The sequence below is a fragment of the Bradyrhizobium sp. HKCCYLRH2015 genome (assembly GCF_051168215.1).
Classification (GTDB): domain Bacteria; phylum Pseudomonadota; class Alphaproteobacteria; order Rhizobiales; family Xanthobacteraceae; genus Bradyrhizobium.
Window position 1 is genome coordinate 17,383 of record NZ_JBNPUO010000010.1, and the last position, 20,229, is coordinate 37,611.

Annotated in this window: 19 protein-coding genes, 1 tRNA gene and 1 riboswitch; of the genes, 9 read left to right on the plus strand and 11 right to left on the minus strand. The window is 66.3% G+C overall.

Annotation, left to right across the window (positions count from 1 at the left end; translation table 11 throughout):
* Nucleotides 1-89 precede the first annotated feature (89 nt).
* Nucleotides 90-163: transfer RNA gene (locus ACQR1H_RS25105), tRNA-Gly, on the minus strand.
* A 215-nt stretch (nt 164-378) separates the two neighbouring features.
* Between ACQR1H_RS25105 and ACQR1H_RS25110 the strand changes: the two genes are divergently transcribed.
* The 5 genes from ACQR1H_RS25110 to ACQR1H_RS25130 all read left to right on the plus strand — a co-directional run bounded on the left by ACQR1H_RS25110 (nt 379) and on the right by ACQR1H_RS25130 (nt 3,290).
* On the plus strand, nt 379-807 hold the full coding sequence (locus ACQR1H_RS25110; protein WP_315801580.1) for an SPW repeat protein: 429 nt from the start codon (nt 379-381) through the stop codon (nt 805-807).
* 170 nt (nt 808-977) lie between these two features.
* The gene (locus ACQR1H_RS25115; RefSeq protein WP_316218167.1) at nt 978-1,550 is read left to right on the plus strand and encodes a methylated-DNA--[protein]-cysteine S-methyltransferase; all 573 of its coding nucleotides are present in this window, start codon (nt 978-980) and stop codon (nt 1,548-1,550) included.
* Between the two features lie 76 nt (nt 1,551-1,626).
* On the plus strand, nt 1,627-2,466 hold the full coding sequence (locus tag ACQR1H_RS25120; protein WP_315801582.1) for a helix-turn-helix transcriptional regulator: 840 nt from the start codon (nt 1,627-1,629) through the stop codon (nt 2,464-2,466).
* Between the two features lie 52 nt (nt 2,467-2,518).
* Entirely contained in the window at nt 2,519-2,878 is a 360-nt protein-coding gene (locus tag ACQR1H_RS25125) for a VOC family protein (protein ID WP_316181987.1), read from the plus strand.
* Nucleotides 2,879-2,888: 10 nt separating this feature from the next.
* On the plus strand, nt 2,889-3,290 hold the full coding sequence (locus ACQR1H_RS25130; protein WP_434908359.1) for an SRPBCC family protein: 402 nt from the start codon (nt 2,889-2,891) through the stop codon (nt 3,288-3,290).
* Nucleotides 3,291-3,294: 4 nt separating this feature from the next.
* Here ACQR1H_RS25130 and ACQR1H_RS25135 read toward each other — a convergent pair whose 3' ends face one another.
* A complete protein-coding gene (locus tag ACQR1H_RS25135; protein WP_434838114.1) occupies nt 3,295-4,773 on the minus strand; it encodes an MATE family efflux transporter in 1,479 nt (492 codons plus the stop codon).
* A gap of 128 nt (nt 4,774-4,901) precedes the next feature.
* The gene (locus ACQR1H_RS25140; RefSeq protein ID WP_316181992.1) at nt 4,902-6,008 is read right to left on the minus strand and encodes a 2'-deoxycytidine 5'-triphosphate deaminase; all 1,107 of its coding nucleotides are present in this window, start codon (nt 6,006-6,008) and stop codon (nt 4,902-4,904) included.
* 106 nt (nt 6,009-6,114) lie between these two features.
* A riboswitch (SAM riboswitch) is annotated at nt 6,115-6,194 on the plus strand.
* A gap of 76 nt (nt 6,195-6,270) precedes the next feature.
* Here ACQR1H_RS25140 and ACQR1H_RS25145 point away from each other — a divergent pair.
* Nucleotides 6,271-7,494 carry an O-succinylhomoserine sulfhydrylase gene (locus ACQR1H_RS25145; RefSeq protein ID WP_434908360.1) on the plus strand — a complete coding sequence of 408 codons (1,224 nt, stop codon included), beginning with the start codon at nt 6,271-6,273 and terminating at the stop codon, nt 7,492-7,494.
* A 132-nt stretch (nt 7,495-7,626) separates the two neighbouring features.
* Here ACQR1H_RS25145 and ACQR1H_RS25150 read toward each other — a convergent pair whose 3' ends face one another.
* Genes ACQR1H_RS25150 through ACQR1H_RS25160 form a run of 3 tightly spaced genes read right to left on the minus strand, consistent with a single transcriptional unit; the run spans nt 7,627 to nt 10,899 of the window.
* Nucleotides 7,627-8,787, minus strand: a complete 1,161-nt coding sequence (locus tag ACQR1H_RS25150; protein WP_316237349.1) for a GDSL-type esterase/lipase family protein — start codon at nt 8,785-8,787, stop codon at nt 7,627-7,629.
* A 13-nt stretch (nt 8,788-8,800) separates the two neighbouring features.
* Nucleotides 8,801-9,559 (minus strand): SGNH/GDSL hydrolase family protein, encoded by a 759-nt coding sequence (locus ACQR1H_RS25155; RefSeq protein ID WP_315801590.1) that lies wholly within the window; start codon nt 9,557-9,559, stop codon nt 8,801-8,803.
* Entirely contained in the window at nt 9,559-10,899 is a 1,341-nt protein-coding gene (locus ACQR1H_RS25160) for an OpgC domain-containing protein (protein WP_315801591.1), read from the minus strand. Before ACQR1H_RS25160 ends, ACQR1H_RS25155 begins: the two co-directional genes overlap by 1 nt.
* Nucleotides 10,900-11,222: 323 nt before the next feature.
* Between ACQR1H_RS25160 and apaG the strand changes: the two genes are divergently transcribed.
* On the plus strand, nt 11,223-11,618 hold the full coding sequence (apaG, locus tag ACQR1H_RS25165; RefSeq protein ID WP_315801592.1) for a Co2+/Mg2+ efflux protein ApaG: 396 nt from the start codon (nt 11,223-11,225) through the stop codon (nt 11,616-11,618).
* A 1,049-nt stretch (nt 11,619-12,667) separates the two neighbouring features.
* Here the strand turns inward: apaG and ACQR1H_RS25170 are convergent.
* Nucleotides 12,668-13,636, minus strand: a complete 969-nt coding sequence (locus ACQR1H_RS25170; protein WP_316218162.1) for an NAD-dependent epimerase/dehydratase family protein — start codon at nt 13,634-13,636, stop codon at nt 12,668-12,670.
* Between the two features lie 75 nt (nt 13,637-13,711).
* Here ACQR1H_RS25170 and ACQR1H_RS25175 point away from each other — a divergent pair, with 75 nt between their 5' ends.
* On the plus strand, nt 13,712-14,257 hold the full coding sequence (locus ACQR1H_RS25175; protein ID WP_316181998.1) for a TetR/AcrR family transcriptional regulator: 546 nt from the start codon (nt 13,712-13,714) through the stop codon (nt 14,255-14,257).
* A 127-nt stretch (nt 14,258-14,384) separates the two neighbouring features.
* Here the strand turns inward: ACQR1H_RS25175 and ACQR1H_RS25180 are convergent, their stop codons facing one another.
* From ACQR1H_RS25180 to ACQR1H_RS25190, 3 genes are all read right to left on the minus strand, one after another.
* Nucleotides 14,385-15,380 (minus strand): Hsp33 family molecular chaperone, encoded by a 996-nt coding sequence (locus tag ACQR1H_RS25180; RefSeq protein ID WP_316181999.1) that lies wholly within the window; start codon nt 15,378-15,380, stop codon nt 14,385-14,387.
* Between the two features lie 264 nt (nt 15,381-15,644).
* Nucleotides 15,645-16,571, minus strand: coding sequence for an ornithine carbamoyltransferase (argF, locus tag ACQR1H_RS25185; protein ID WP_315801770.1), 927 nt, complete (start codon nt 16,569-16,571; stop codon nt 15,645-15,647).
* An 8-nt stretch (nt 16,572-16,579) separates the two neighbouring features.
* Entirely contained in the window at nt 16,580-17,791 is a 1,212-nt protein-coding gene (locus ACQR1H_RS25190; RefSeq protein ID WP_316182001.1) for an aspartate aminotransferase family protein, read from the minus strand.
* A gap of 478 nt (nt 17,792-18,269) precedes the next feature.
* Between ACQR1H_RS25190 and ACQR1H_RS25195 the strand changes: the two genes are divergently transcribed.
* Nucleotides 18,270-18,785 carry a GcrA family cell cycle regulator gene (locus ACQR1H_RS25195; protein WP_315717142.1) on the plus strand — a complete coding sequence of 172 codons (516 nt, stop codon included), beginning with the start codon at nt 18,270-18,272 and terminating at the stop codon, nt 18,783-18,785.
* 120 nt (nt 18,786-18,905) lie between these two features.
* Here ACQR1H_RS25195 and ACQR1H_RS25200 read toward each other — a convergent pair whose 3' ends face one another.
* A complete protein-coding gene (locus ACQR1H_RS25200) occupies nt 18,906-20,213 on the minus strand; it encodes an ATP-binding protein (protein WP_316237352.1) in 1,308 nt (435 codons plus the stop codon).
* Nucleotides 20,214-20,229: the final 16 nt, after the last annotated feature.

Consider the following 20,229-nt stretch of genomic DNA (forward strand, 5'->3'; position numbering starts at 1 on the left):
CGCAGCATAGACCGCGTACTCGTCTTATCCGGCGCTATCGGAAGCGGTGGACAATTCACCTTCGCATTGTCGGCATCCAATGCGGAGCTTGGAGCGGGCGAAGGGAATCGAACCCTCGTATGCAGCTTGGGAAGCTGCCGTTCTACCATTGAACTACGCCCGCGCTCGCCAATGCTTAGCCGACACGATGCGTTTCGCCAAGCGGCTTGTTGCCGCGCGATCCGCGGGCCCAGACGGCGAACGCGAAAGGTCTGCGATGGCCGGATCGCCCGATCGTGATCGGTCGCAACCGCAAGTCTCGGGAACAGATTGGGCGATCTCGCCTTGCCATTGGAGCCGGCGCTCGCGTCGCCGCGCCGTGTGCTGGGAGTTCACATCATGCAGAGCCATGGCCACAAGTCTCCGACCGCCCCCTCGAAAACCCTCGCCTTCATGTCGGGCCCGTCGGCGCTCGACCTCTACACGCTCGGTTGCGGCCTGTTCCTGGCCTTCGCGCCCGCGCTGTTCGGCTTCGCGCGCAGCGCCGGCCGGATCGATGCTGAGCTGGCGGGAGCTGCCGTCGTCGCGCTCTCGTTCGGCGGCCTCGTGGCGTTCGCCGATTGGGAGGAGTGGCTGAAGGTTGCGCTTGGCGTATGGCTGATTGCAGCGCCGTGGCTGCTCGGGTTCGCGCATACATCGGCGATGCATGTCAGCATCACGGTCGGGATCGCCGTGACCTTCCTAAGCCTCCTCGAGCTGTGGCTCGCGCATGATCCTGATTTTGCTGGCGATCGCACCGGAATGGTGAGCCGCTCGTCTGAGCTCTGATCGATCGCGTCTCGCCTGCGACAACAGAGATCGCAACGCAACGCTTGACAACCATCACCCAAATCAGGGCAAACCCGCCCCCGTCACGCCGCGCTGTTAACACTTTGTAAACAAAGTTGATGCGGGCGATCGTGACGATGATATGATGTGCGTGGGGTTGGGGTGGCGTCATGGGGCGTGGGTATACGATCTTTGATACGGCCCTCGGCCGTTGCGGCATTGCATGGAGCGATGCCGGAATCACCGGCGTACAATTGCCGGAAGCGCGGGAAATCGAGACGCGGCGGCGCCTGTTTCGTCAGTTTCCCGACGCACGGGAGCAGCGCTCGTGTTCGAATACTGAACTCGCCATCGAAGGCATCGCGGCCATGCTGCGCGGGCAGGAGGTCGACTTCTCCGACGTTGCGCTCGACCTCGACGGCGTCACGCCCTTCAACCAGCGCGTCTACGATTGCATTCGCGCGATTCCGCGCGGCGAGACGCGCACCGCCGACGCGATCGCAGACGAACTGCACGTGCCCAAGGCGCTGAACTCGATCGCGCAGGCACTGACCAAGAATACGTTCGTCCTGATCGTCCCTTGCCATCGCGTCCGCGACATCGGCAACGGCCTCGACAAGCCGTCGCCCAACAGCGGCATCGTCTCCAAGCGTCGGCTGCTGTCGCTCGAAGGCGCACGGCCTCATGCGGGCCTGACGCTGTTCGACGCGTTTCTCGCCGTCGACCGGCCGCGCGCGTCGTAAGCGGACGCCTCGCGTCGCGCGATATTATCTCGCGCATCGCCCTCCACTTTCCTCCGCAATGCGCTAGATTTGCAGGATGACCGCCACCATCCTGTTCGAAAGCCGTGACGTCACCGTGTCCGAGTTCCGCTGTGCAGCGATGCCGGGCGAGCGTCCCTATGTCGAGCAGTATGCCGGCTACTCGCTGTCCTATGTCCGCAAGGGCAGCTTCGGCTGTCGGCACCGCGGCCGCGTCTTCGAGCTGGTCACCGGCGCGCTGCTGGTCGGGCATCCCGGCGATGAGTTCATGTGTACGCACGACCACGTCTGCGGCGACGAATGCCTGTCGTTCTTCTTCGACGATGCGCTGATCGACGAGATCGGCGGCGACAGGCAGGCCTGGCGGGCCGGCGCGATGCCGCCGCTGCCGGAGCTCATGGTCCTCGCTGAGCTCGCAGAGGCCGTCGCCGCGCGCGAGCAGACCCTGGGCCTCGACGAGATTGGCCATATCATCGCCAGCCGCTTCGTCGCGACCGCCACGGGCCAGCAGGCGCGCGCCGCGACACCAGGCCCTCGCGACCGACGGCGCGCGGTCGAGAGCGCGTTGTGGATCGACGACAATGCGCATGATGACATCGACCTGGCGGCTGCGGCAGGCGAGGCCGGCGTCAGCCCGTTTCATTTCCTCCGGATGTTCGCCGCTACGATCGGCGTGACGCCGCATCAATATCTGATCCGCTCCCGCCTGCGGCACGCCGCGCGGCGCCTCAGCGAGGAGGATACGCCGGTCACCGCCATCGCCTACGATTCGGGCTTTGCCGATCTGTCGAATTTCACCCGCACCTTCTCGCGCGCTGCCGGCGTGTCGCCGGCGAAGTTTCGCAAGGCCTCGCGCGGCGAGCGCAAGATTCTCCAAGACCGTCTGAGCCGCCATTGATTGGATGATCCCGGCGCGTGCGGCAGCCGCATGCGAAGCATGGAGATCATCGATGTACGATCATATCGGCCTCAGGGTCGGCAATCTCGACGCCAGCGTCCGCTTCTACACCGCCGCGCTGGCGCCGCTCGGCCACATCCTCTGCTCCAAGGACGAGGCGTCGGCGGGCATCGGCCCGAAGGGGCAGCCGGCGCTGTGGCTGTATCTCGACAAGGGCGCCAGCAAAGGCACCGCGCATATCGCGTTCCGCGCCCAGGACCACGCGGCGGTCGCCAGATTCCACAGCGAGGGTTTGAAGGCAGGAGGCGGCGACAATGGCGGCGCCGGGCCGCGCACGGACTACAGCCCGACCTATTACGCCGCCTTCCTGATCGATCCCGACGGCAACAACGTCGAAGCCGTATGTCCGTGAGGTCAAGCCCATGGCATCCATCCAGAAGGACATTCCGATCGCGGCCCCGGCGGCTGCAGTGTGGGACGCCGTGCGCGATTTCGGCGCCGTTCATACCAGGGTGGCGCGCGGCTTCGTGACCGACACCAGGCTCGACGGCGACGTCCGCATTGTCAGCTTCGCCAACGGCAGCGTGGCGCGCGAGCAGCTGGTCGACTGCAACGATCAACGCCGGCGCCTCGTCTACGCCATCAGGAACGAACGCATCAGCCAGCACAGTGCGTCGTTTCAGATCATCGCGGAAGGCGAGGAGCGCTGCCGGGTGATCTGGACCACCGACGTGCTGCCGCACGAGATCGCGCCCTATATCGAGCAGCAGATGGAGCTCGGCGCGCGCGCGATGCAGGACACGTTGGGCAGGCTGCGCGGATAGCGGCTCAGCCGACACGCGCCGGGGGCGGCGCGTGCGCGTCAGGACCGCGTCCGGCCGCCAGCACGGCCGGGCGCAGCTCCAGCGCCGCGGCCGGCTTCGGCCCCCAGCGCGTGAGCATGACGCTCGCGAGCGTCAGCACGCCGAGCAGCACCATCGAGGACGCCGCCAGCATGAAGAAGTCGCCCTCGGTCGCAGCATGGCTCAACAGATAAGAGCCACCTGCGGCGATGAACACGAGCCGCACCGTCTGCGCCAGCACCGGACCGATCACCCTGGCTGCGCCCTGCGAAGAGAAGTACATCGAGATCGCCAGGCCGATGAAGGCATACATCGGCGCGGCGACCTGCAGATAGTGCCGGCCGGCGCCGCGCGCGCTCTCGTCCTGGGTGAAGATGTCGACCCACAATTGTGGGACGATCGCGATCAGCGTCGACAGCGCGCCAACCGACGCGAACGACACCAGCCCCGCCGTCCAGGCGATGCGGCGGGCGCGCGCGATTCGCTGCGCGCCGATCGCCATGCCGACCATCGGCACCGAGGCCATGCCGACGGAGAAGGCGACCGTGGTCATCATAAATTCGAGCCGCGCGCCGATGCCGTAGCCGGCGAGCACCGCGGTGCCGAACGACGCCAGCATATGCGTGAAGATCGCGATCGACAGCACGGATTGCAGCGGCGAGAAGCAGGCGACGGCGCCGACCTTGAGAATGTCGGCGAACATCGCGCCGCTGATCCTGAGGCCGCGCAGCTTCGGCCGGACGCGCGCGCGCCCCGAAAATAGGTACCAGCCCATCACCGAGATGCTGACGCAGAACGCCAGCAGCGCGCCGGCGGCGACGCCGCGCATACCGAGCCCGAGGACCAGGCTGAGCGTGCCGCCCAGCACGATCTGCAGCATCGCCGAGCTCAGGATCATGAACGACGGCAGCTTCATGTTGCCGGTGCCGCGCAGGATGCCGGCCATCGAGTTCATCAGCCAGGGCAGGATCGCGCCGCCGAAGAAGATCTGCAGATAGGCCGTGGCATGGCTCAGCACCGCGCCGCGGCCGCCGAGCAACTCCAGCAAGGCCGGGCCGAACACCAGCATGCCGATCATGAAGGTCGCGCCGAACAGCAGCGCGATCAGCAGCGCATGCGAGGCGAGCGTCGAGGCGCGATCGGTGTCGCCGGCGCCCAGCGCCCGCGCGATCGCCGAGGCCACACCGCCGCCCATCGCGCCGCCGGACATCGTCATGGTCAGGATCACCAGCGGAAACACCAGCGCCATCGCCGCCAGCGCCTCGATGCCGAGCCGGCCGATATAGGAGGTCTCGGCAATGACGACGCAGGTGCCGGCCGTGTTGGCGATGATGTTCGGCCAGGCCAGCGACAGCAGCGTGCGCAGAATGGGGCCGTCGACGAGCTTATTCCGCATCGGCTTCTCGGGGGGCGGCAATGCACGCCCCTCGCCGACCGGATTGTCGGCCAGGCCGATCTCGGACATCTCAGCTCCCCGCTCGGCCGCGCAGGTCGCGGCCGTCTTGTCGTTCGATTGCTTTCGCTTTCCTAGCACGGCGCTGGCGCGCGCCCTGTGCGGCAGGCGCATTGGGGGTGCGCGGCAGACGCAGCCGGCTAGAAGCGGAAGTGCTTGGAAAGCTTCAGGCCCTGGGCCTGGTAGTTGGAGCCGATGCGGCTGCCATACATCGCGTTGGGACGCGCCAGCATCTTCTCGTAGACCAGGCGGCCGACGATCTGGCCGTGCTCGAGGATGAACGGCACCTCGCGCGAGCGCACCTCGAGCACCGCGCGCGAGCCCTGCCCGCCGGCGCCGGCATAGCCGAAGCCGGGATCGAAGAAGCCGGCATAGTGGACGCGGAATTCGCCGACCAGCGGATCGAACGGCACCATCTCCGCGGCGTAGTCCGGCGGCACCTGCACGGCTTCCTTCGAGGCCAGGATGTAGAACTCGCCGGGATCGAGGATGAGGCTGCCGTCGGGCCGTGCCTTGATCGGCTCCCAGAACTCCTCGACCGGATAGCCGGCGCGGCGGTCGACGTCGACGACGCCGGTATGGCGCTTGGCGCGGTAGCCGACATAGCCGTTCGCATTGCTGCCGGACAGGTCGACGGACAGCGCGACGCCGCCGGCGAGATCCGCATCATCGCGATCGACCAGCCGCTCGGCCTGGTGCAGCGCGATCAATTCGTCCTCCGACAGGACCGCGTCGCGATAGCGGAAGCGAACCTGGGACAGCCGCGAGCCCTCGCGCAACAGGACCGGAAACGTCTTCGGGCTGATCTCGGCATAGAGCGGGCCGTGGTAGCCGGCGCCGATCATGTCGAAGCGTCGCGTGCCGTCGGCGATCACGCGCGTGAACACGTCGAGCCGCCCGGTCGAGCTCTTCGGATTGGCGGCAGCGACGATGTCCTTCGGCAGCGCCAGGCTCTCCAGCAGCGGCACGATGTAGACGCAGTTGGTCTCCAGAACCGCGCCGTCGGCGAGCGCGAACTCGTGCAGCTTCAATTCGTCGATGCGCTCGGCGACGGTCGATCCCGGCCCCGGCAGAAAGCTCGCGCGCACCCTGTAGGCGACGTCGCCGAGCCGCAGGTCCAAGCTCGCCGGCTGGATCTGGCTCTCGACGAAATCATATTCGGGAATGATCAGGCCGGCCTCCGCCATCGCCACGATCATGCGATCGGGGAGGATGCCGTGGGCGTCGGCGGGAAGCGAAAACGGCAAGACCTGATCCTTTGCCGGAATGGCGGCTATGCGAGCCAATATAGGGTCTTTTGACCGGTTATCCGATGGCCGGCTTGACGGAAAGGCCGGTTGCGACTATGAGCACCACTTATCCCGTGGTGATTTGAGCCGGCCGGCTTGCAGCCACGTTAAATAAGTCGCTAAACAGGCCGGGGACGAATGTGATCCCGGCCGTGAGGAGTTTTCCCAGGCCGGTTTTTTTGTGCCCATCGCCAGCAGCGGTGGTCACGATGGAGGTCACATGTCCAATTCTCCTGCGTCGAAGTCCCCCGCGAAGGCCCCGGCGTCGTTCGCTCACTACCGTCCCGAAACCCGGCTGGTGCATTCCGGCACCTTGCGCTCCGAATTCGGCGAGACCGCCGAGGCGCTCTATCTCACGCAAGGTTTCGTCTACGCCACCGCCGAGGAGTGCGAGGCGCGCTTCAAGGGCGAGGATCCCGGCTTCATCTATTCGCGCTTCTCCAATCCGACCACGGCGATGTTCGAGCGCCGCATGATCGAGCTCGAGGGCGCCGAGGCCTGCCGCTCGGCCGCCACCGGCATGGCCGCCGTCACCACCGCGATCCTGGCCCCCCTGCGGGCCGGCGATCACGTCGTCGCGGCGAAGGCGCTGTTCGGCTCGTGCCGCTACGTGGTCGAGGATCTCCTGCCGCGCTACGGTATCGAGTCGACGCTGGTCGATGGGCTCGATCTCGACCAGTGGCAGAAGGCGGTCAGGCCGAACACCAAGAGCTTCTTCCTCGAGAGCCCGACCAATCCGACGCTCGACGTGATGGACATTCCCGCGATCGCCGAGATCGCGCACGCCCATGGCGCGCGGCTGATCGTCGACAACGTGTTCGCCACGCCGATCTGGCAGAGCCCGCTCGCGCTCGGCGCGGACGTCGTCGTCTACTCCGCGACAAAGCACATCGACGGCCAGGGCCGCTGCCTCGGCGGCGTGATCCTGTCGTCGGAGGCGTTCATTGCAGAGCACATCCACAATTTCATGCGCCAGACCGGCCCGTCGATCTCGCCGTTCAACGCCTGGGTCTTGCTCAAGGGCCTGGAGACGCTCGCGGTGCGCGTGCGCGCGCAGACTGAGACCGCCGGCAAGGTCGCCGATTTTCTCGCCGCGCATCCGAAGATCTCGCGGCTGATCTATCCCGGACGCGAGGACCATCCGCAGGCGGCGACGGTCAAGAAGCAGATGCGCGCCGGCTCGACCCTGGTCGGCTTCGAGGTGAAGGGCGGCAAGGCGGCGGCGTTCCGTATGCTCAACGGATTGAGGCTCGCGCGCATCTCCAACAATCTCGGCGACGCCAAGACGCTGGTCACGCATCCCGCAACGACCACGCATCAGCGGCTGACGCCGGACGCGCGCGCCGAGCTCGGCATCAGCGAGGGCTTCATCCGCTTCTCCGCCGGGCTCGAGCATGCCGACGATCTGATCGAGGATCTCGACGCCGCCCTCAGCGCGGCGTAGCGAATGGCGAAGTGAGCGTCGCGAGTAGACCGATCTCATCGCTGCGCGCTACTCGTCATTCCTCATCCGCACATCACCTCCGGATCCCGGGTTCGCTCGCGCGGCGAGCGCCCCGGGATGACGCCCGCGGCGTCACATCGGCCGATAGGTCGGCACCTCGGCCGGCGCGTTGATGCCGAGCTTGACCTGGCCAACCGAGCGGATGATGTCGTCGCCGAGCAGTTGCGCGAAGCAGGCATAACCCCAATCGCTCATATGCAAGCCGTCCGAGATCACGAACTCGTTCATCGGGATCGCCTGCCGCTCGTGCCAGTCGCGCATCACCTCGAAGCGCGGGAAGATGCCGGCGTGATGCAGCTCGGCGATGCGGCCGAGCAGCTTGTTCATGCGACCCGCGCTCTCCTGCCGCTCGTTCACGCGCGGCGAATATTGCAGATCGACCAGCACGACATCGGAGGCTGCGGCCTGGATCTTGGCGACGCCGTCCTCGACCAGCCTGGCGGTCTCGGCCGGATCGAGATCGCGCAGCACGGCATTGGTGCCGACCTGCCAGATCACGAGATCCGGGTGACGGTCGATCACCGACGTCTCGATCCGCTTCATCATCTCCGGCGCATCCTCGCCGCCGACGCCGGCATTGATGACGCTGATGTCGACCATCGGATATTGCCGGCGCAGCTGCGCGGCGAGCCGATTCGGATAGGTGTAGTCCGGCGCGCTTGCGCCATAGCCCTGCGTCGACGATGAGCCGAAGGCGACGATCACGATCGGCAGGCCGGAGGCGAGCTTGTTGGCGACGTGCGGCAGCGAAATGAAATTCTTCTTCGCGACGCCCTTCGGCGCCAGGCATGGCACGCGGTTGAAGATGTCGGTGGCCGATTTGGCGACCTGCTTGACCTTGTCGATCGCCCGCTCGGTGATGCTGCGCGATTGCGGCGGCGTGGCCGCGACGGCCTGCCCGGCTGCGGCCGGCGGCTGTGCATCGGTCATGGCCGGCGCAGTCGTCGCCGCAGGCGGCGCGGTCGTGGCCGCCGGGCGCACCGCGGCGATCGGCCCGCGCACCTGATCGTTCGCCTGCGCCAATGTGACGTGTCCGATGCTAGGTCGCAGCTCGCTGATCAGCGGAGTCTTCGGACCGGAGCTCTCCACATCGGACAGCGCGGCGGGTGCAGCCGGCGCTGCGCTCTGCGCCCGTACCGTCTGCGGGCTCAGCGCGAGGGCGATGGCAATGACCGCAACGGCCGAAAGCTTCTCCCATGTCCCGGATACGCGGTGACACTCATTCGACGTCATGAACGACATAATCCTAGTTCTGCTGCGCCGGCCCGATATGCGCCGCGTCGATGATGAACTTCGACAGCGCCCGGCCGATGCAGTCATGAACCTGCCTGGCCAGCTCGACCCCGTGCGTCGGATTGAACAGGTCGAAATCGCCCTGCTCGTTCCACTGCCGCATGATGGCAAACCGATCGAACAGCGGAATGTCGCGGTGCTGCGCCACCACACGCATGTTGTCGACATAGGGCGGCACGGAGATCAATGTTTCCGTCCGCGGACTGTATTGCAGATTCATCAAGACGACGTCAGCTCCTGCTTTCTGCAGCGTCGCCACACCGTCGTCGACCGCCTGCCGGAACTCATCAGGATCGATCGACCGCATGGCGTCGACCGTGCCGGTCTGCCAGATGACCAAATTAGGCCTTTTTCCTTCCACCAGTTTAACGAGATTGCCCGCGACTTCCTCGGCCGTCTTCTTGGGCTGCAGCTCGATGCTGAGATTGACGGCGACCGCCGGCAGCTTGTCCTTCAGCGCAGCCTGCAGACGGGCGGGGTACGCATTGGCGTCGGAGGTGTTGACGATCGAGGACGAGCGGCTTCCGACGACGAGAATATCGAGTGTGCGGCCGTTCTTGACGGCGTCTGCAACCTTCGGGAGCGGGCTCTCGGTGGTCAGCAGGTAGGCCGGCACCTCACAGTTCTGCGGCGCGTCTTCCGCGCGCGCGGAGGCCGCCAGCGAAACAGCCAGCGCCGCGATACCAAACCTTAACCACGAGACGGACTTCATCAGCCCCCTCCCGCCAGATCGGCGTTGCTGCGCGCACCTTTTCGCGCGGCGCCCTTATCGGCCTCACGCTTGTACCACGAAATCAACGACGCCACCCCCCACATGATGAGGATGCCGCAAAGGCTGATCACCGCGTGCATCATGGCGCCGCCGGACACTTCGGCAAGGACGAAGTGGCCCGCAAACGCCAGAAATACGCCAAGACAGAAGATCTCGAGCGAGTGTTGCCCACAAACAATCAGCGGGCGCAGCCACGGCGACTTCAACAGCGGCCAATCCTTGCGCAGATAGTGCACGGTGAGTGCTGCGAGTGCGAGGAAATGCGCGAAGCGCAACACGTCAAGGTCGGTCTTGTCGATCGGATACATCCACTGCTCGATTCGGCGCGGCATCAGATGGCCGAGCTGCGGGATGTACCAGGTCAGGGTCACGCAGAACGCCGCGACCAGATAGGCGACGCAGAGCCCGAGCGTGATCGGCGAGTTGATGATGCGCGACATGCGATGAGCACCGCCGAGCGCGCACCACGCACCGAACACGAACAGGAGCTGCCAGGCGAACGGGTTGAACGCCCAGAAGCCGTTCGGATAGGCCGTCAGATAGAGATCGAGCTCCCAGGTGAGTGCGTAGAGAACGACCGAGAGCCCGAGCGTGACATCCGGACGCCAGCGCATCAGCCACAGGATCAGCGGCAGGAACAGCATCAGCACGATGTAGAGCGGCAGCACGTCCATGTTGACGGGGCGGAAGCGCAGGATCAGCGCCTGCACGATGGTCACGTCCGGCTGCTTGAGAAAATCCATGATCCCCATCTCTTCGGTGTAGAGCGGGTTCTCGAAGCTGGTCGCGACGTAGGAGATCTCGGCGAGGAAGATCGTGAACAGGAAGACATGGGCGACGTAGATCTGCCAGACGCGGCGCAGGATGCGCGCGGTGGCGACGATGAAGCCGGCATCCTGCATCGCCCGGCCATAGACGAATGCCGCCGTGTAGCCGGAGATGAAGATGAAGATCTCGGTGGCGTCGGAGAAGCCGTAGTTGCGGATCGTGAACCAGGTCAGCAGGTTCGGCGGCAGGTGGTCGATGAAGATCAGCCATAGCGCCAGCCCGCGAAACAGGTCGAGCCGCAGCTCGCGCTCGCCGACCGCCGGGAAGGTGATCGCCGGAGCAGCGGTGGTGGCGGGTGCAGCAGTGGCGGCCGGCGCGGCCGCGACGGCTGATGCTGATGCGACCACAGGTGCAGCCGCGCTCGCCGCGGCGGCGGTCTCCGCAGCCGGCGCGGGTGCGGCGCTGGCTGCGGGGGCGGACGGTCCGGCAAGGCGATCGGCAATCGACGTCATCAGGCACCGCGTCAAGGCTGCCAGCCTTCGAGGCCCGGCAGGGGAAATGTAGGGCTGCGCAGTTTTTGCGCAAGCGATGAAGGACTTATCAGCTGGGCCGTGCCCAGTTTTTCGACCTTGGCGGCCAGCTGGTGGGCGATCGCACGACGCAGGACAGGTCGATCGCCGCCAGGCTCTGCCGGCCGCGCCCGATCCGAGTCCAAGGAACGGACCGCGCGTACGGCCGACAGAGTCCGCGATTCTGGTGCCATAATGCGGAACTGTGTTGAAAGCACGATGGCGTCGCGATTGGTTCCGGCGCGGGTTTCCGCTACAATGTCATCATGTATCGCGCCGTGACTCGCCACATCGAAGTGACCGTCGAACCGAACTTCCTGCCTGAGAAGTCGTCGGTGGCCGATGGCCGCTGGTTCTGGTCCTATACCGTCGTCATCACCAACAGCGGGGAGGAGACGGTGCGGCTGCGCAGCCGCCACTGGATCATCACCGACGGGATCGGCCGGCAGCAGGAGGTGCGCGGCGAGGGCGTGGTCGGCGAGCAGCCGGTGCTCGCGCCAGGAGAGCGCTTCGAATACACCTCCGGCGTGCCGCTCACCACCGCGTCCGGCTTCATGGCCGGCTCCTACCAGATGGAGAGCGAGAGCGGCGAGCACTTCGACATCGCCGTGCCGGCGTTTTCGCTCGACAGCCCGGACGGCGGCAAGCGGGTGTTGAACTAGCCGAGCGTGCACTTGGTTCGGCTGATGACCGATCGTGCACCCGCATTTTTGTACTTGGCTTTCAACGTTCATCGCGTATCGGCCCGGCACACCCGCTAACTTCTGCTCAGCTGTCGTCCCGGGCAAGCGTCCGACAACGCGCCAGCGTTGGCGGATGCGCCGACCCGGGACCCATAACCACAGTGTGCAGTTTGGCGACGGCTGGAGCGACGATGCCGTTTCACCACAAGACCCTGTGGTTATGGTTCCCCGCGCGACGTGCGCAATTGCGCACTAGGCGGGGACGAAACCATTTCTGTCGAAGCGAGATTGCGTCACACCGCCCCTCTCTGACTGACGTCACAGCACTTCGCGTTCTCGCGACGCATCCCGCGCCCGAGCTTTGTCGATTCGTTCGCCCTCTCCAAGCAGAGGGCGCAGGGAAGGCCGGGCCTCGGCTGAGGCCCGTGGCCCGCCTGCGAAAAGAATGCAGGCGGCAGGTACCACAGGTTCAGCCGGAACGACCCGGCCCTCCCTGCGCGATCGGTTTTAACGGCTGCTTCGCGTTCTCCCTGGTGCGCCGTGCTTTCTGGCCACCATCCCCACGCGAAGCGAAAGCTCCGGCGTGAGTTGATATCAGCGTCGGGATATCAGGACCGCGCGACTTGACCGTGCGTGCATCGCCGTTCGTCCGCGCGGACTGATCCACGCTGCGGCAATACACGCCCATCGCATCCCACTGCCAACGGTTCGTGACGGTCGCGAAACGCCCCTCATGCGGCAGCAGAGACGCGCGGAAATGTGCCAGTGATTTGCCCGACGACACAAGTTGTTTGTTGCTGCGACAAAGGAGCGCGACGGGCAGTGCGGTCGGCACGATCCAGGATGAACTAATAGCGACGAAGCACCGGACCATAGGGCGGGCAAAAGGCACTTGGAGGCCCGACGATAGAGGCACAAGTGCACGGCGCCGTGCCCACCGCCCGCGACCACCGCTCGCGATCGTGGGAACGCGATCACGCTCGGAGGCGCCGTCGGGGCCACCGTGCCGCCAGCGCGACGCCCTTCGATCATCCCCGCATGCGCGCGATGCCTTCGGCCCAGGTCACGACCGGGGTGTAGCCGAGGTCGCTTCGCGCCTTGCTGATGTCGAGCGTGAAATCCTGGCCGATCATGCGCAGTGTCTGGCGCGTGATCGGCGGCTTGGAGCGCAGATGAAACATGCGCCAGACGGTCTCCATGACGGCCGCCATGCGCCAGGCGATGCCGAACGGTGCGGATCGTTGGATGGGGGGAACGTCCCGGGTGCCGAGCAGATCGGTGATCACCTGCTTGAGCGTGCCGGCCTGCCCGTCGGTGACATGGTAGGCCTGCCCGCCCCGGCCTTTTTCGGCCGCCAATAGCAGGCATGCGACGACATTGTCGACGTGGCTCGTGGACATGAGCTGTCCACCGCCGTCGGGCAGCGCGAAATGACCTGCCCTCGCGGTTTCGACCATGGCATCGAGCATCGGCATCCCCTCGCCCCAGATCAGCGGCGGCCGGACCACGATCGTGCGAAACGCAGCCGTGTTGGCCTGCCGCACCATCTGGTCGGCGTCCGCCTTGGTCGCGATGTAGGGCGCCCAGGACGGCCTTTGCAGCGTCGCATCCTCGCTGACGTCCCTCATCGGCTTCGGACGTCCCATCACCACCGCGGCGGCTCCGGCGGCGACAAATGTCGATGCGCCAGCCGCCTTGGCGGCGGCCAGCATCTTGCGCGTGCCGTCAACATTGGCCTCGCGAAACAGCGTATGAGGGTCCCACTCGCTCAAGTGCCCGGCCACGTGAAAGACCGTGTCGCACCCTTGCATACCCTCGGTCAGCGCCATCTCATCCTGAAGGTCGCCCCGACGGGTCACGACACCCGGGCCCTCGACGGCCGCCGCCGCCTCGTCGCTGCGAACCAGCGCGACCACTCGCACATTCATCTCCCGCAACCGCGCGATGAGGCGCTTGCCGACGAAGCCGGAGCCGCCTGTGACAAAGACGTTTTTCATGCTACCTCTATAGCGTTGCTATAGCACTCATATAGCACCGCTATAGGCCAATGCAAGATCCGTCAGGGACTGTCGATGTCGACCGAAGATCAGATTCTATCCGCCGCCGCTGAAATCCTGGAACGGCAGGGCCCCGAAGCCGTGACGACGCGGGCGGTGTGCCAAGCGGCGGGCGTCACCGCGCCAACGCTCTATCACCACTTCGGTGACAAGAGCGGATTGCTGCGTGCCCTGGTCTTGCGGGGGGTCGAGACGTTCATGACACAGAAGCGGACCAACCGTCACACCGCTGACGCCCTCGCCGATCTGAAGCGCGGCTGGAACGGCTGGATCGCTTTCGCACTCGAACGACCAAAATTGTTCCGCATGATGATCGATCAAACCCGGTCGGACCCAGGCGCGTCCAGAGAGGCTTTCGGACTCATGCGGGCGGTGGTCGAGCGGCTTGAAGCCCAAGGACGTTTGACGACCGACGTGGACACCGCGTCACGAACGATCTGGGCGGCTTCGAACGGCGTTCTGACCCTGTTCTTGCAGGACGTGCCGGCCGCCGAGATCAAGCGGTCGAGTGACATATTGCTGGAGGCGCTTGTCGCGAGGTTTGTGCGAACTGATCAGTAATGCGACTCCATCCCATCGCGTCACGATCCGGCGCCCTGTTGCGCATCACGCCTTGCGGCATCGCTCGCTGGCGCATCGCCGGCCGTCCAATCACTCCTGCCGGGCCGTCCCGTCGTGAATCGACGGCCTAGTTCTCCGTCACGCCCGCCTCGTGCGGGGTGAACTGATAGACCGAGGAGCAGAACTCGCAGGTGACGACGACCTTGTCGTCCTTGACCATGTCGGCGCGGTCCTGGGACGAGAAGCTCTTCAGCATGTTGGCGACCGCGTCGCGCGAGCAGGAGCAGCGCGCCTGCAGCGGCACGGTGTCGAACACGCGCACGCCGCGCTCGTGGAACAGGCGATACAGCAGCCGCTCGCCGGACAGCGCCGGGTCGATCAGCTCGATATCCTCGACTGTCGCGACCAGCGATTGACCCTCGATCCAGGCCTCGTCTTCCTCGACCGCGTGCAGCTCGGTACCCTCCGGCGCATCGCCGGGATGCAGATCGGCCTGGCGCAGGCGCTCGGGCGCCTGCGGCAGGAATTGCGTCAGCAGACCGCCGGCGCGCCAGCGGTGCTTGCCGCCGCTCCACTCCTCGCCGACGGCGAGGCGCACCCGCGTGGGAATCTGCTCGGAGCGGAGGAAGTATTCGTGCGCGGCCTCCTCCAGGCTGCCGCCGGAGAGCGCGACGAGGCCCTGGTAGCGGCTCATGTCGGCGCCCTGGTCGATGGTCATCGCCAGATGGCCCTTGCCGAGCAGGCCGCCGGAGTCCTTCGCTTCCGAGAGCCGCGCCTCGTCATAGCGTGCGTAAGCGCGCAACCGGTCGGGCGCCTGGAAGTCGACAACCAGAAACGAGACCGGCCCATCGGTCTGGGTCTGCAGGATGAAGCGACCGTCGAACTTCAGCGAGGAGCCGAGCAGTGTCGTCAGCACGATGGCTTCGCCGAGCAGCTTGCCCACGGGCGCGGGATAAGCGTGCTTGGTGAGGATGTCGTCGAGCGCCGGGCCCATGCGGGTCAGCCGCCCGCGCAGATCGAGCGCCGCGACTTCGAACGGCAGCACGGCGTCGTCGACCGGCACCGCCGAGGGCGCGCGGCTGGTGTCGAGGTTGATGTTGGTAGCGGGGGGATTGGCTGTCATGGGGCGTATTTGGGGTTTTTTGGCACGAATGGAAGGGCACCCCCCGGCTGTCGTCCCGGCTTGAGCCGGGACCCATACCGCGGATGCTATCGAGGGACGTCGGTAGTAGTCACTCGTCTTGTAGCCCACACCAGGCCTTGACGAACGAACCACGATCCCGACAACTAAGCAGAGCAACGGCCACCGCTGCAAACCAGTTCGATCACGCGGTATGGGTCCCGGCTCAAGGCCGGGACGACAATTGTGGTGTAGCGCCGTCGAACCCTACGCCCGCTCGCCGAAGCACCACGCCAGGATGCCCTTCTGGGCGTGCAGGCGGTTTTCGGCTTCGTCGAAGACGACGGACTGCGGGCCGTCGATCACCTCGTCGGTAACCTCCTCGCCGCGGTGGGCGGGCAGGCAGTGCATGAACAGCGCCTCGGGCTTGGCCAAGGACATCAACTTCGAATTGACCTGATACGGCTTGAGCAGGTTGTGGCGATGCTCGCCGTCCTTGTCGCCCATCGACACCCAGGTGTCGGTGACGACGCAGTCGGCATTCGCCACGGCCACTTCCGGGTCGTGGCCGAGATGGATGTCGGCGCGGGTGGCGCGGATGAAATCCTTCATCGGCTTGCCCGGCGACAGCTGCGGGGGGGTGGCGACGTTGAGCCGGAACTTGAAGCGCTCGGCGGCATGCGCCCAGGACGCCAGCACGTTGTTGTCGTCGCCAGTCCAGGCCACGGTGCGGCCCTCGATGGAGCCGCGATGCTCCTCGAAGGTCATCACGTCAGCCATCACCTGGCAGGGATGCGAGCGCCGGGTCAGGCCGTTGATCACCGGCACGGTGGCGTGCGCGGCGAGCTCGAGCAGCGCCTCGTGGCTGAGGATGCGGATCATGATGGCGTCGACATAGCGCGACAGCACGCGCGCGGTGTCGGCGATGGTCTCGCCGCGGCCGAGCTGCATCTCGGTGCCGGTCAGCATGATCGCCTCGCCGCCGAGCTGGCGCATGCCGACGTCGAACGACACGCGGGTGCGGGTCGACGGCTTGTCGAAGATCATCGCCAGCACCTTGCCCTCGAGCGGCTTCTTCGCCGGCTCGCGCGCCTTCAAGGTCTTCTTCATCGCGCTGGACAGCGCCAGCACGTTGCGTAGCTCCTCGACCGGCATCTCGGTGAGATCGAGGAAATGACGCGGCGTATTGCCCATGGTCTTGCTCATGATGCGGCCGCCTGCCTGGCAGGCTTGCCCGACAGCGCCGCACAGGCGCGATCGAGCATCTCGACCGATTGTTCGATTTCGGATTCGTTGACGATCAGCGGCGGCAGGAAGCGCACGACATTGTCGCCGGCGCCCACCGTGAGCAGCTTCTGATCGCGCAGCGCCGCGACCAGATCGCCCGACGGCACCACCGCCTTGACGCCGATCAGAAGGCCCTCGCCGCGGATCTCGGAGATGATGTCGGGATGACGATCGAGGACGGCACCGAGCTTCTGCTTCAACAGCAGCGACATCCTGCGGACGTGATCGAAGAAGCCGGGCGCCAGCATCACGTCGAGCACGGCGTTGGCCGCGGCGACCGCCAGCGGATTGCCGCCGAAGGTCGAGCCGTGCGAGCCCGGCGTCATGCCCGACGCGGCCTCGGCCGTGGCGAGCACGGCGCCGATGGGAAAGCCGCCGCCGAGCGCCTTGGCCAGCGACATCACGTCCGGCGTGACGCCGAGCCAGCGATGCGCAAACAGATCGCCGGTGCGGCCCATGCCGGTCTGGACCTCGTCGATGACCAGCAACAGACCGTTGTCGTCGCAGAGCTGGCGCAGCGCCTTGTAGAACGGCAGCGGCGCGGTGCGCACGCCGCCCTCGCCCTGCACCGGCTCGACCAGGATGCCGGCGGTGTGCGGACCGATTGCCTTCTTCACCGCTTCGATGTCGCCGAACGGAACCTGATCGAAGCCGTCCATCGGCGGACCGAAGCCGTCGAGATATTTCGCGGAACCTGTCGCGGCGAGCGTCGCCAGCGTGCGGCCGTGGAACGCGCCTTCGAAGGTGATGATACGGTAGCGTTCGGGATGGCCCTTGGCGGCGTGATATTTGCGCGTGATCTTGATCGCGCCTTCCATCGCCTCGGCGCCGGAATTGGCGAAGAACACGTAGTCGGCAAAGCTCTGCTCGCACAGCCGCGCGGCGAGGCGCTCGCCATCCGGGCTCTTGAACAGGTTCGACATGTGCCAGAGCTTGGCCGCCTGTTCCTGCAGCGCCTTGACCAGATGCGGGTGCGCATGGCCGAGCGAATTGACCGCGACGCCCGAGGTGAAATCGAGATAGCGATCGCCATTGGTCGCGATCAGCCACGCGCCTTCGCCGCGCTCGAACGAAAGATCGACCCGGGCGAATACGGGGAGGAGATGCGTAGCGGCAACACTGGTCATGGCGGATCACATGAGCTGACGGGCCGGCCGAGACACGCGCCACGCGGCGCCATCGCGCATCAGGGACCCCACCCTGGAAAACAAAATGTGCCGCCTTTTCAAGGCGGCACGTACATCTATTGTATGCGGGCAGCGGTGGGAGTCAACTACGCGTCAGCCGATGCATGGCGGGGCCGGCCCGTGAGATTGCGGACGCACGACACGGCTCGAGACGTGCCACAGGGAACCACGGAATGTGTGGACTGCGGCCACCGACTCTTGCGCGAGAGTCACGCCATATTGTAGCGTTTTCGACGTCGAGTACGACATCTCGTGCGGCAGTTCTGATCCCTCTCGAAGTTCTCTGAGTTTGCGTAACGTCCGGGTGCCTCGTGCGCGCCCGGCGAGGGATAAGGGATTCTGCCGCCAGGGATTTTCTTGAGACAGCATCGCAGCGCCGTCCCGGAATTGGCCGGCGCAACGCGAAGGGAAAGGTTCGATGACCGTATTGACCTGGTCCGACGATCGCGTCGAGCAACTGAAAAAACTCTGGGAAGCCGGACTATCGGCCAGCCAGATCGCCGCGGAACTCGGAAACGTGACGCGCAACGCCGTGATCGGCAAGGTGCACCGGCTGGGCCTGTCCGGCCGCGCCAAGAGCCCGGCCACCGCGGCACCGCGCCAGCGCAAGGCGGCCCGCCCGGCCCAGCCGATGATGCGGGTGGCACGCCCGGTTGCGCGCGGCAACACGGCGCTCGCACAGGTTTTCGAGGTCGAGGCGGAGCCCGATCCGGTTGCATTCGACAACGTCGTGCCGATGAACCAGCGGCTGTCGCTGCTGGAGCTCAACGAGGCGACCTGCCACTGGCCGGTCGGCGATCCCTCGAGCGCGGATTTCTTCTTCTGCGGCGGCAAGGCGCTGTCCGGCCTGCCCTATTGCGCGCAGCATTCGCGCGTCGCCTATCAGCCCGCGGCCGACCGCCGCCGCCAGCCGGCGAAGTCGACCACGCGCTGAGCGGTTGGCCGCGACGGGCGATGAGGATGCTCCACATCGCCCCGCGATCTCCAGCTGCTTACTCAGAACGATCGATGACGTGTGCCCGGCCTGCGCCGGGCCGCAGGATGCGCCCGCCGATCAGGCGCCCCGCGCGGGCTTCGACTGCGGAAAGCACGCCGTGAAGGCGGCGCCATTGCGCGGCACGCTCTCGATCAGCAGCCGGCCGCGGTGGCGGTTGAGGATATGCTTCACCAGGGAGAGGCCGAGCCCGGTGCCGCCCTGCGCGCGGCTGTCGCCGACGTCGACGCGATAGAAGCGCTCGGTCAGGCGCGGCAGATGCTCGGGCGCGATGCCCGGACCGAAATCGCGCACCTTGACCCGGATCTCCGGCGCGTTCTCGGCGGAGACGGCCTGCTCCAGCGAGACGATCACGCGCCCGCCCGAGGCGCCGTATTTCAGCGCATTCTCGATCAGGTTCTCGAACACGCGCAGCAGCTCCTCGCGGTCGCCGGCGATCGTCACCGGCGCCTCCGGCAGGCTGGTCTCGATCACCACCTGGCGCTCCCTGGCCAGCGACTCCAGCCCGTCGGTGACCTGGCGGATGATGGGGACGACGTCGACCATGGCGTGGGGCTGGACATGCGCCGACAGCTCCACCCGCGACAGCGACAGGAGATCGTCGATCAGCCGCGCCATGCGCGTCGCCTGGATGTGCATAATGCCGAGGAAGCGCTCGCGCGCCTTCGGATCGTCCTTCGCCGGCCCCTGCAGCGTGTCGATGAAGCCCGAGAGCGCCGCCAGCGGCGTGCGCAGCTCGTGGCTCGCATTGGCGACGAAGTCGGCGCGCATTTCCTCGACCCGGCGCAGCGGGGTCAGATCGTGGAACGTCATCAGCATGCATTTGTCGGTGCCGCCGAACGCCGTCGGCACCGGCACCGGCGTGATGATCAGCTCCATCCAGCGATCGACCGGAACGTGATCGTGATAGGTGGCGCGACGGATCTCGGTGGTGGCGATCGCCTCGCGCAGCGCGGTGATGATCTCCGGCGTGCGCAGCGCGAACTGGGCGAGCTCGCCCTTGCGCAGGGCCGGCGCGAGCTGCGCGGCGGCGCCATTGAGGTGGATGACGCGGCCGGCGCGGTCAAGCAGCACGGCGGGATCGGGGATGCCCTCGACCACCGCGCTCACGGCCGGCGCCTCGACCGGGTTGGCGTGGCGCTCCTCCTCGCGCTTGGCGACCGCGCCATGCAGCCGCCACGGCACCAGGGCGGCGGCGGCAATGCACAGGAATACCGCCAGGGCCCGCAGCGGCAGCAGCTCGTCCAGCAGCACGAGCCCGACAAGCGCGAGCGCCGCAGCGAGCAGGATGATCGCGGAATGGCGCAGCCGGTCCGGCCAGGGGGTGAAGATCGAGAGCGAGGTGTCGGAGGGAGCGTCGAGGGCCATCTGGTCCGATTGTTCC